Here is a 9,765-nt window from a genome sequence, read left to right on the forward strand (position 1 = left end):
CGGGCCTGCTGCCCGCCCCCGCCGCTGCGCGACAGCGCCCTGCCGAGGATGTCGACGATGACCGAGAGAAACCTGCTGCTCGAGCTCACCCGCTCACCCTAGCCGCCGGTCATCGCGAGCCGTCGGTCATCGCGCGAGGGCGTAGCCCGCCTCGCCGTGCACCGCGAGGTCGACGCCGGCGACCTCGTCGTCCTGCGTGACCCGGAACCCGATGGTCTTCTCGATGACGAACCCGATCGTGTACGCGATGACGAACGAGTAGAGCATCACTCCCCCGGCGGCGATCGCCTGCACGGCCAGCAGTCGCGCGTCGCCTCCCGTGAACAGACCCTGTCCCGTGGCGAAGAAGCCGAGGTACAGCGTGCCCAGCAGGCCGCCGACCAGGTGCAGGCCGACGACGTCCAGCGAGTCGTCGAAGCCGAGACGGAACTTCAGCTCGACAGCCAGCGCGCAGCACGCACCCGCGAGAGCCCCCAGCAGCAGCGCCCAGCCCGGAGTGAGATCGGCGCACGCGGGCGTGATCGCGACGAGACCGGCGACCAGGCCCGACACCGCGCCGACCGAGGTCGGCTTGCCGACCCGCAGCTTCTCGACGAGCACCCAGCCGAGGATGCCGGCGGCAGCGGCCCCGAGCGTGTTGATCGCGATCAGGCCCACGCCGCCCATGTCGTCCGAGAGCCACTCGGCTCCCGCGTTGAAACCGAACCAGCCGAACCACAGCAGCGCCGCGCCGAGCAGTGTCAGCGGCACGTTGTGCGGCTTGCTCAGCTCACGTCCGAAGCCGATCCGCTTGCCCAGCACGAGAGCGAGCGCGAGCGCCGCCGCCCCTGCGTTGATGTGCACCGCCGTGCCGCCGGCGTAGTCGATCACGGCGATACCGCTGTCCTCTCCGAACAGGGCGGTGCCCAGGTGCATGATCCACCCGCCGCCCCACACCCAGGCCGCGATCGGGAAATACCCGATCGTGCCGAAGACACCCACGAAGATCAGCCACGGTCCGAACCGGGCGCGATCGGCGATCGCCCCCGAGATGAGCGCGACGGTGATGATCGCGAACGTCGCGCCGTAGGCGACGCCTAGCAGGGCGACGTTGGCATCCGGTGCCGAGGCGGCCGCTGCCAGCCCGAGATCCGCGAACGGATCCCCGGCGAAGTGCGCCGGTGACGACACGCTGCTCATCGAGTACCCGTACAGCACCCAGAGCACCGCGATCAGGCCGATCGCACCGAAGCTCATCATCATCATGCTGACGACGCTCTTCGCCCGCACGAGGCCGCCGTAGAAGAACGCCACCCCCGGCGTCATCAGCAGCACGAGCGCAGTCGCGGTGATCACCCACGAGACGTTGCCTGTGGCATCCATGTCGAAACCTCCTCCGTAGAACGAACGAGGTCAGTCTGCGCGGGCGATGTTTCCGGCGACGGCGCGCTGTGTTGCCGGGGTGTTACACCCCGGCAGGCGATGTGACGATCGTGTTACCCGACGTCGTCAGGCGGCGGAGTGGGTCAGCGAGTTCAGACGCGAGATCGCGCGCAGGTACTTCTTGCGGTAGCCGCCGGCGAGCATCTCGTCGGCGAAGACCTGATCCAGCGGCACTCCCGTGGCGACGATCGGCAGCTGCTCGTCGTACACCCGGTCGACGAACGCGACGAAGCGCAGCGCCTCGGACTGGTCGGTCAGCGTGCGCACGTCGCGCAGGCCGACCAGCGAGAGCCCGTCGATCAGGCGGATGTAGCGAGACGGATGCACCTGGGCCAGGTGCCTGATGAGCGTCGCGAACTCGTCGTCCGACGCTGCGCCGGACGCCGAGGCGCTCTCGATGACGCGCGTGTAGCGCGCGTCATCCGACACGACCGCACTGCCGTCGAGTGCGCGCTGCCGGTAGTCGACGCCGTCGATGCGCAGCGTCTCGAAGCTCTCGGACATCGCGTGGATCTCGCGCAGGAAGTCCTGTGCGGCGAAGCGGCCCTCACCCAGCGCGTTGGGCGGGGTGTTCGAGGTGGCCGCCAGCTTCGTGCCCGATGACACCAGCTCGCCCAGCAGCCGCGTCATCACCATGGTGTCGCCGGGATCGTCGAGTTCGAACTCGTCGATGCACAGCAGATCCGCACCGCGCAGCAGGTCGACGGTGTTCTTGTAGCCGAGCGCGCCGACGAGGGCGGTGTACTCGATGAACGAGCCGAAGTACTTCCGGCGGGCGGGCAGAGCGTGGTAGACGGATGCCAGCAGGTGAGTCTTCCCGACGCCGAACCCGCCATCGAGGTACACGCCGGGTTTCATCGGCGTCTCCTTCGGCGCCCGGCGGAACAGGCCCGCCTTCTTCGCCGGCGCGTCCGCCTTGCCCGCGAAGCGCTGCAGCAGCTGCTTGGTCGCCTCCTGCGACGGGTAGCGGTCGTCCGAGCGGTAGCTGTCGAAGGTCGCCTCGTCGAATTGGGGAGGAGGGACGAGGCTCGCCAGCATCTCGGTTCCGGTCACGACGGGCGTGAGCTCGGTGAGGTGCACGACGCCCGTGCTGATCTGCTGGGTCATCACGTTCCTGAGGTCATAGTCTTACGATCCGGATGCGGGTGCGCGCCAGGGGATCTATCGTCATAGGGGACGGCTCAACTTTACGCCGTCGCCATGCCCACCCGAGTCCGACCCCTGAGGAGCATCCGTGGCCGTCGATCACGACACGTCATCGCCCAAGTTCGCCGAGTACGCCGCACCCGGCCGCCTCGTGACGACCGAATGGCTCGCCGCCCGGCTCGGCACCCCCGGCCTCGTGGTCGTGGAGTCCGACGAGGACGTGCTGCTCTACGAGACCGGGCACATCCCCGGTGCGGTGAAGATCGACTGGCACACCGAGCTCAACGACCCGGTCGTGCGCGACTACGTCGACGGCGAGGGCTTCGCCGAGCTGCTGAGCCGCAAGGGCATCGCGCGCGACGACACCGTTGTCATCTACGGCGACAAGAACAACTGGTGGGCCGCCTACGCCCTGTGGGTGTTCTCGCTGTTCGGCCACGAGGATGTGCGTCTGCTCGACGGCGGTCGCGACCTCTGGATCGCCGAGGGACGCGAGATCACCACCGAGAAGCCGCAGCGCCCTGCCACCGAATACCCCGTCGTCGAGCGCGACGACTCGCAGCTGCGTGCTTACAAGGACGACGTGCTGGCGTTCATCGGCACGGGGCCGCTGATCGATGTGCGCTCGCCCGAGGAGTACAACGGCGAGCGGACCACGGCGCCGGCCTACCCGGAAGAGGGCAGCCTCCGGGCCGGCCACATTCCCACCGCGCAGAGCGTGCCGTGGGGCCGGGCGGTCGCCGAGGACGGCGGCTTCAGGTCCCGCGCCGAGCTCGAGGCGATCTACCGCGACCAGGCGGGCATCGAGGATGCCGACGACGTCATCGCGTACTGCCGGATCGGTGAGCGCTCCAGCCACACCTGGTTCGTGCTGAAGCACCTGCTCGGGATCGAGAACGTGCGCAACTACGACGGCTCGTGGACCGAGTGGGGCAGCGCCGTGCGCGTGCCCATCGTCAGCGGCAGCGAGCCCGGCACGCTCTGAGCGTCCTGCCCCGCGTCGGGGTGGGATGATGGCAGGGATGACTGACACGCACGTTCCCGCCACCCTCGCCGAGTTCCGCGACGAGTTCCTCGAGCTGCCCGAGCCCGATCGACTCGAGCTGCTGCTCGAATTCGCGAACGGACTCCCTCCCGTCTCCGATGAGATCGCGGCGCATCCCGAGATGACCGAGCGTGTCGCCGAGTGCCAGTCCCCCGTCTACATCTACGTCGAGGTCGCCGACGGCGTCGTCACCATGCACGCGACGGCGCCGCCGGAGGCTCCGACGACGCGCGGCTTCGCGAGCATCCTCGCGCAGGGCCTGACCGGCCTCACCCCCGACGAGGTGCTCGCGGTGCCCAACGACTATCCGCAGAGCATCGGCTTGACGCGGCTCGTCTCGCCGCTGCGGATCGGCGGCATGACCGGGATGCTGATGCGCGCGAAGCGTCAGGTCGAAGCCAAGCGCTGACGGCGACCCTTCGCGCGGCGCCGGAGGTCAGACGAGGTTCTGCGCCGACATCCAGTCGGTGATCGCCGCCGACCAGCCGTCCTCGTCGTAGTTCCAGATCTTCGTGTGCCGTGCCACGTGGAACTCGGGCATCGTCACGAGATCGGGTCGGGCCTCCGCCAGGGCGTGCGACGCGTCCGCCGGCACGAACCCGTCGTCGTCGCTGTGCAGGATGAGGATCGGGGCGGCGAGTTCGGAGGCCCGGGCGACCATGTCGAGTCGGTCGAACGGGATCGCCTCCTCGGCGCCGCTGAGCCGGGCCAGGAACGTGTTCCCCAGCGCTCCCATCGCGAGCCCGGGCAGCGGTTCGCGCAGTCCCGCCTCACGCGCCTGGAAGCGCAGCACCGTGCGCCAGTCGACGACCGGCGATTCGAGGATGACGCCGGCGATGGCATCCCGATGCTCGGACGAGACGGCCGTCTGCAGCGCGATAGCCCCGCCCATCGACCAGCCCATCAGCACGATGCGCTGCGCGCCCTGGCGCAGCGCGTAGCCGATCGCCCCGTCGACATCGCGCCATTCCGACGCGCCGAGCGCGTAGCTCCCGCCGCGGGTGCGCGGCGCCTCGCCGTCGTTGCGGTACGACGCGACCAGGGTCGGAAGGCCCAGCGCGTTCATGACGGGGACGGCGCGCAGGCACTCCGAGCGGAGCGTGCCGCGCCCGTGCACCTGGATCACCCACGTCGACGAGTCCGCCGGGAACAGCCACGCGGGGCAGGGACCGGCGGGCGATCCGATGAGCACGTTCTCCCAGGGCAGGTGCAGTTCGCTCGGTGAGACGTGGTACCAGCCGCTGAACGCGGCGTCGCGGTCGACGCGGGCGCCGGGCTCGATCTGCGTCAGCAGCTTGCGGCGCACGCTCGTGGCGTCGGCGCTGAGCACCGCCCCGAGCTTGACGTAGCCGTAGGTTCCGGTGGTGAACAGGCCATACCGTCCCGGCAGCTCGGTGTCGGGCGTGCGCGAGAGCTCGATGGTCTGCGCACCGGTGTCGACTGCGAGGATCTGCGTGTCGTTGCGACGCATCGAGGGCATCACCACGCGGCGAGCGGTCGCCAGGACGGCGGCTGCCCCTGCCGCAGCGCCTGCGGCGATGACAGCGGGGAGGGCGAAGGCTACGGCGTGCCTGAGACTCTTCATCGCCTCCCGACTCTAGCCTGTCCACGTGAGCGCACACCCGGATGCCGCAGCGCTGTTCGATGCAGCGGCGGCAGAGCTTCGTGAGACGGCGTTCCGCACCGACATCGTCGTGCGGGAGATCCCGTCACCCGCCGGGCTCGCGCCCTTCACTCTGGCCCTCGCGGCCGACGTGCGACCCGACGATCACGGTGACTCGGTGTACGGCACCGGTCGCTTCGTGCTGCTGCACGATCCGGACGCACCGGATGCCTGGGGCGGCGCCTGGCGCATCGTCGCGTTCGCGCAGGCTCCGCTCGAGCCCGAGATCGGCACCGACCCGCTGCTGGCGGACGTCGCCTGGTCGTGGCTGGTGGACGCGCTGGATTCACGCGAGGCCGCATACCACTCGGCATCCGGCACCTCGACCAAGATGCTCTCGAAGGGGTTCGGCGCGCTCGCCGCCGAGGGCGACGGGGCGCAGATCGAGCTTCGCGCGTCGTGGACTCCGGATGCCCCGCTGCGCCCGCATGTGGAAGCATGGGCGGAGCTGGTCGGGATGCTCGCAGGGCTCCCACCCGGATCAGAGGACGTCGCCGTGTTCGGCGCGAGAAAGGGCGCACGTGGCTGAATACTCCGTGATCGACGACCGGGCGGAGTTCAAGAAGGCGGTCGAGACGCTCGCCCAGGGCTCGGGCCCGGTGGCCGTCGACGTGGAGCGGGCATCCGGATTCCGCTACTCCCAGCGCGCGTATCTGGTGCAGGTGTTCCGCCGCGATGCGGGCGTGTTCCTGTTCGATCCGCCCGCGATCGACGGCTTCCAGCCGCTTCAGGATGCCATCGGCGACACCGAATGGGTGTTCCACGCCGCGAGTCAGGACCTGCCGTCGCTGCGCGAGCTCGGGCTCGAGCCCGCGCGGATCTTCGACACCGAGCTCGCCTCCCGGCTGCTGGGCAGCGACGGCTTCGGGCTCGCCGCGGTCGTCGAGCACACCCTGGGCATCACCCTCGCGAAGGCGCATTCCGCCGCCGACTGGTCGACGCGGCCGCTGCCCGGCCCGTGGCTGGAGTACGCGGCGCTCGACGTCCTGCACCTCGTCGACGTGCGAGACGCACTCGTCGACGAGCTAGAGGCCGCCGGCAAGTCCGAGATCGCCGCGGAGGAGTTCGACGCGACGCTGCACCGCCTGCCGAAACCGCCCCGCGACGAACCGTGGCGACGACTGAGCGGCCTGCACAAGGTGCGCGGCGCCCGTCAGCTGGCCGTGGCACGGGAGCTTTGGACGGCGCGCGAGCAGTACGCCGAGCAGATCGACGTCTCCCCCGGACGTCTCGTGCCCGACCGCTCGCTGCTCGCCGCGCTGCTGGCCGCTCCGCGGTCGAAGCAGGAGCTCTCCGGCCTCAAGGAGTTCACCGGGCGTGCGAGCCGCACCCAGATCGATCGATGGTGGGCGGCGATCGAGCGCGGTCGCACCACCGAGGATCTGCCTCGCGAGCGCGTGCCGAGCGACGCCCTTCCGCCGCCGCGCTCCTGGGCGGATCGCAACCCCGATGCCGATCTGCGCCTGAAGGCGGCCCGTCCCGTGGTCGAGGCCCTCGCCGAAGAGCTGCACATGCCGACCGAGAACCTGCTGACCCCCGAGCACCTGCGCCGGGTCGCCTGGCAGCCGCCGGCCGACCTCACCGCAGAGGCGGTCGCTGCCGCGCTGCTCGAGCTCGGCGCTCGCCCCTGGCAGGTTGCGCATACCGCACAGAAGATCGTCGATGCGTTTGTAGAGGGGCCGCAAACGGCCGTCGAGGGGTTCCCGAACGCTTCGTAGGTTCGATCCAACCGATTCCGGGCGCTCGAACCCCGCTCCTAGGCTGGACGAGAACCCCAACCTATGGAGGCAGAGTGGCCGAGATCTCGGACGTCTACTTCGTCGATGGAGTGCGCACCCCCTTCGGGCGCGCCGGCGAAAAGGGCATGTACTGGAACACCCGCGCTGATGACCTCGCCGTCAAGGCGACCATCGGGCTGATGGAGCGCAACGCCGCCGTGCCGGCCGACCGCATCGACGACGTCGCGATCGCCGCGACGTCTCAGACCGGCGACCAGGGTCTCACCCTCGGCCGGTCGGTCGCCATCCTCGCCGGCCTTCCGCAGACCGTCCCCGGTCTGGCCGTCGAGCGCATGTGCGCCGGCGCGATGACCAGTGTCACCACGATGGCCGCGTCGATCGGCGTCGGCATGTACGACTTCGCCCTCGCCGGCGGCGTGGAGCACATGGGCCACCACCCGATCGGCGGCAACGCCGACCCGAACCCGCGCTTCGTCGCCGAGAAGATGGTCGACCCGGGCGCGCTCAACATGGGTGTCACCGCCGAGCGCATCTTCGACCGCTTCCCGCACCTCACCAAGGAGCGCTCCGACCGCTTCGGCATGCTCAGCCAGCACAAGGTGCAGGCAGCATACGACGCAGGCAAGATCCAGCCCGACCTCGTGTCGGTCGCGATCAAGGGCGCCGACGGCGCCTGGGGCCTGGCCACCGAGGACGAAGGCCGTCGCCCGCAGACCACGATGGAGGACCTCGCCGCGCTGAAGACGCCGTTCCGCCCGCACGGTCGCGTCACCGCAGGCACCTCCTCGCCGCTCACCGACGGCGCGACGATGTCGCTGCTGGCCGGGGGCGGCGCGGTGAAGGAGTTCGGACTCACCCCGAAGATGAAGATGGTCTCGTTCGCCTTCGCCGGCGTCCAGCCCGAGATCATGGGCATCGGCCCGATCCCGTCGACCGAGAAGGCGCTGAAGAAGGCCGGTCTCGACATCTCGGACATCGGACTGTTCGAGCTGAACGAGGCGTTCGCGATCCAGGTCATCTCCCTGCTCGATCACTTCGGCATCGCCGACGACGACCCGCGCGTCAACCAGTGGGGCGGCGCGATCGCGCTCGGACACCCGCTCGCGGCATCCGGAGTCCGACTGATGATCCAGCTCGCCGCGCAGTTCGCCGAGCGACCCGACGTGCGCTACGGCCTCACCGCCATGTGCGTCGGCCTCGGCCAGGGCGGGTCGGTCATCTGGGAGAACCCGTTCTACGACGGAAAGAAGAGGAAGTGACCGCGATGGCTGACACGATCAACGAGCAGTATGCCGGCGTCGACTTCACGCCCCTCTCCGCCCTCGCCGACGACGAGGTCGTCACGCACTCCCCGGTGCGCGACATCCGTCTCGCATCAGGCAAGGTGCTCGCCCTCATCACCCTCGACAACGGTCGCGATCACACCCGGCCGAACACGTTGGGGCCCGCCACGCTCACCGAGCTCGGCGAGACGCTCGAGACGCTGAAGGCCCGCGCGGTCGCCGGCGAGATCCAGGCGGTCGGCATCACCGGCAAGCAGTACATCCTCGCCGCCGGCGCCGACCTCTCCGACATCAGCCGGGTGGGCTCGAAGGACAACGCCCGTCTGATCGCGCAGCTCGGACACAAGGTGCTCGGCTCGCTGTCCGAGCTGGGAGTGCCGTCATTCGCGTTCGTCAACGGGCTCGCGCTCGGCGGCGGCATGGAGATCGCGCTGAACTCCACCTACCGCACGGTCGACGCATCCGCCGCGGCTCTCGCACTGCCCGAGGTCTTCCTCGGAATCATCCCCGGCTGGGGTGGCGCCTATCTCGTGCCGAACCTCATCGGCATCGAGAACGCGCTCGAGGTCGTCATCTCCAACCCGCTCAAGCAGAACCGCATGCTCAAGCCGCAGCAGGCGTTCGAGCTCGGGCTGATGGACGCCATCTTCCCGGCATCCACCTTCCTGGAGAGCTCACTGGCATGGGCCGACGCGGTACTCGGCGGAAAGAAGGTCGAGCGCAGGAACGAGCCGGGCAAGATCGAGCGCACCGTCAAGTGGCCGATCGCGATCAAGATGGCCCGCGGCATGCTGGAGTCGAAGATCGGCACCGTGCCCCGCTCGCCCTACGTCGCCCTCGAGCTGCTCGAGAAGGCGAAGAGCGGCACGAAGGCCGAAGGCTTCGCCCGCGAGGACGAGGCTCTGGCGGAGCTCGTCACCGGCGATCAGTTCGCCGCGTCGATGTACGCCTTCGACCTCGTGCAGAAGCGCGCCAAGCGCCCCGTCGGGGCACCGGACAAGGCGCTGGCGAAGAAGGTCACCAAGGTCGGCATCATCGGTGCGGGTCTGATGGCCAGCCAGTTCGCCCTCCTGTTCGTGCGCAGGCTGCAGGTGCCGGTGCTGATCACCGATCTCGACCAGGCGCGGGTCGACAAGGGCGTGGCGTACATCCACGACGAGATCGGCAAGCTCGAACAGAAGGGCCGCCTGGACGGCGACACCGCCAACAAGCTGCGCTCGCTCGTCACCGGCACGACCGACAAGAGCCAGTACGCCGACTGCGACTTCGTGATCGAGGCCGTGTTCGAGGAGGTCGGCGTCAAGCAGCAGGTGTTCGGCGAGATCGAGAAGATCATCGCCGACGACGCGATCCTCGCGACGAACACCTCATCGCTGTCGGTCGAGGAGATCGGCTCGACGCTCGCTCACCCCGAGCGTCTGGTCGGCTTCCACTTCTTCAACCCGGTCGCGGTCATGCCGCTGATCG

General features: G+C 69.3%; 9 protein-coding genes. 6 read left to right on the forward strand and 3 right to left on the reverse strand.

The genetic code is table 11. The features are described from left to right. Positions 1–126 precede the first annotated feature (126 nt). A complete protein-coding gene (locus tag RT309_RS10885) occupies positions 127–1,362 on the reverse strand; it encodes an ammonium transporter (RefSeq protein WP_313356967.1) in 1,236 nt (411 codons plus the stop codon). Positions 1,363–1,488: 126 nt separating this feature from the next. Next, positions 1,489–2,529 carry a cell division protein ZapE gene (gene zapE / locus RT309_RS10890; protein WP_313356968.1) on the reverse strand — a complete coding sequence of 347 codons (1,041 nt, stop codon included), beginning with the start codon at positions 2,527–2,529 and terminating at the stop codon, positions 1,489–1,491. 127 nt (positions 2,530–2,656) lie between these two features. Between zapE and RT309_RS10895 the strand changes: the two genes are divergently transcribed. Beyond that, on the forward strand, positions 2,657–3,553 hold the full coding sequence (locus RT309_RS10895) for a sulfurtransferase (protein WP_313356970.1): 897 nt from the start codon (positions 2,657–2,659) through the stop codon (positions 3,551–3,553). 37 nt (positions 3,554–3,590) lie between these two features. Then, positions 3,591–4,022: a SufE family protein gene (locus RT309_RS10900; RefSeq protein WP_313356971.1), complete on the forward strand. Its 432-nt coding sequence runs from the start codon at positions 3,591–3,593 to the stop codon at positions 4,020–4,022. Between the two features lie 27 nt (positions 4,023–4,049). Here the strand turns inward: RT309_RS10900 and RT309_RS10905 are convergent, their stop codons facing one another. Next, on the reverse strand, positions 4,050–5,198 hold the full coding sequence (locus tag RT309_RS10905; RefSeq protein WP_313356973.1) for an alpha/beta fold hydrolase: 1,149 nt from the start codon (positions 5,196–5,198) through the stop codon (positions 4,050–4,052). A 25-nt stretch (positions 5,199–5,223) separates the two neighbouring features. Between RT309_RS10905 and RT309_RS10910 the strand changes: the two genes are divergently transcribed. From RT309_RS10910 to RT309_RS10925, 4 genes are all read left to right on the forward strand, one after another. Then, the gene (locus RT309_RS10910; RefSeq protein WP_313356975.1) at positions 5,224–5,805 is read left to right on the forward strand and encodes a DUF3000 domain-containing protein; all 582 of its coding nucleotides are present in this window, start codon (positions 5,224–5,226) and stop codon (positions 5,803–5,805) included. Further along, positions 5,798–6,994, forward strand: a complete 1,197-nt coding sequence (locus RT309_RS10915; protein WP_313356977.1) for an HRDC domain-containing protein — start codon at positions 5,798–5,800, stop codon at positions 6,992–6,994. The genes RT309_RS10910 and RT309_RS10915 overlap by 8 nt, the downstream gene beginning before the upstream one ends. Before the next feature lie 74 nt (positions 6,995–7,068). Further along, positions 7,069–8,274, forward strand: a complete 1,206-nt coding sequence (locus RT309_RS10920) for a thiolase family protein (RefSeq protein WP_313356979.1) — start codon at positions 7,069–7,071, stop codon at positions 8,272–8,274. A 5-nt stretch (positions 8,275–8,279) separates the two neighbouring features. Continuing rightward, positions 8,280–9,765 (forward strand): 3-hydroxyacyl-CoA dehydrogenase NAD-binding domain-containing protein (locus RT309_RS10925; protein ID WP_313356981.1); only part of this gene is annotated, 1,486 nt, incomplete at its 3' end.

Origin of the sequence: Microbacterium sp., assembly GCF_032084865.1 — a bacterium.
GTDB lineage: Bacteria > Actinomycetota > Actinomycetes > Actinomycetales > Microbacteriaceae > Microbacterium.